This window comes from Flavobacterium macrobrachii (genome assembly GCF_014486675.1).
In the GTDB taxonomy this organism is placed as follows: Bacteria; Bacteroidota; Bacteroidia; order Flavobacteriales; family Flavobacteriaceae; genus Flavobacterium; species Flavobacterium macrobrachii.
Map to the genome: position 1 here is coordinate 1 of NZ_JACTAC010000138.1, position 1,934 is coordinate 1,934.

The window sequence follows — 1,934 nt, forward strand, 5'->3', positions numbered from 1 at the left end:
TTTATGAAAAAAATTACCTTATTACTGTTGGCTTTATTTTTTTCGATTTCGGGGTATTCTCAGTTTACACCTGCGGTTGAAGGATTTGAGTCAACAGCTGGTCCTGTGGCTTCCCCGTCGAACAACTGGCCATTAGCAACTGGAACTTGGTTGGTTTTTGATAATGGATTTGGAACCGCAACTCGTTGGGGTATTTCAACCATTACCACGCCGCCAACTCAAGTTTATCAAGGAGTTAATTCTGCTTACATTAACCGTCAAACCAACTTTTCTGATGGGCAAACGGTTGAGGATTACCTTGCATCGCCTTTAGTAACAATTCCATCCAATGGTCAATTGCGTTTTTGGACTCGTGCTTTTCTTGCTGGAAATCAAGGAACAGTTTATCAAATTAAAGTTGCGCCGGCTAATGCTAATCCAACAGATCCAAATTCATACATACTTGTTCAACAATGGACAGATGCTGATTTAGTGGCTAATTTTTCTACTTTTGAAGAAAAAGCAGTTGATCTTTCTGACTATGCAGGTTTAAGTGTTAGGGTTGCTTTTGTAATGCAGCAAGCACCACTTGCAGCTCCTTTTGGAGATCGTTGGTTTGTTGATGAAGTGACTATTGTAGAACGTTGTTTTGAGCCAACCAATTTAAGTGCTCAAAATATTACCCAAACTTCTGCTCAACTTACTTGGAATTCGACAGGTTCAACTTCTTGGGAAGTAGAATTACTTCCTGCGGGAGACAATGCAACAGGTACAGGTACAGTATTTAATACTAACAACCCAACCGTTACCACTACATTACCAGCTAACGTAGCTTTAACACCTACAACAGCTTACAAATATTATGTTAGAGCTATTTGTGCTAATAGTACTAGCGAATGGGTTGGACCTTTTAATTTTTCAACCTCTTCGCCTGGACTGAGTTGTAATGCACCGATAACTGTAACAGCATTACCATACAGTACCACTGATAATACTTCAAATTATGCCGATAACACTGATACGCAACCAGCTGGCTGTGTAACAGGAACAGGGTATATGGCAGGAAACGAGGTGTTCTATTCTTATACTGCTCCAGCTAATGGAACAATAAGTATTAGTATGACGCCAACGGCTAATAACTCTAGTCTTTTTGTTTATCAAGGTTGTGCAAATGTAGGTGTTACTTGTATCCAAGGTGTTGCAAATAATAATAGCACCGTTAGAACCATACCAAATTTACCTGTAGTAGCGGGACAAACTTATATAATTGTTATATCATCAACAGTAGCAGTTCAAACTGTAGGTTACACATTAATTATACAAAATGTTAACTGTGCAGAACCAACAAACTTGAATGCGCCAGTTATTTCACAAACAAGTGCTAATTTAAGTTGGTCTGCAGGAGCAGCTACTTCATGGGAAGTTGTTGTTCAAAATGCTGGAAACGGTGTACCACAAGGAAGTGGAATTCAAACTACCAATAATACTGCTTATACAACACCAAACCCTTTAACAGCCAATACACCATATGAGTTTTATGTTAGAGCGGTTTGTAATGATGGCTCAGGAAACTTTAGTGCTTGGGCTGGACCATTTGTTTTCAGAACCTTGTGTGATGCATTCCCAGTTCCATTTCAAGAAGGATTTAATTCAACATCCACAACAGAAGCATGTTGGACAGTGTTGAATGTTAACAATGATGCTGACTCTTGGAATTTAAACTATGCAACGACCCCTTTTGAAGGAGATCAAGTTGCAGCTATCACAACAGATTTTAATGCAGGTAACAATAATGATTGGTTGATTTCTCCACAAATAATTTTGACAGGAAATCAACGTTTAAAATATAGATACAGAGTTCAATCTGCTGGTGAGCCAGATGCTTTTAGAGTTATGTTGTCAACAACAGGAACTTCGCCAGTTGCTTTCACTGAGACTTTAGTGCCTTTGGCTAC

At 38.9% G+C, this 1,934-nt stretch carries 1 protein-coding gene; it reads left to right on the top strand.

Features of this window, described 5'->3' with window-relative positions:
• Positions 1 to 27 precede the first annotated feature (27 nt).
• A partial coding sequence (locus IAI56_RS15560; RefSeq protein WP_187658736.1) for a choice-of-anchor J domain-containing protein occupies positions 28 to 1,934 on the top strand: 1,907 nt, incomplete at its 3' end.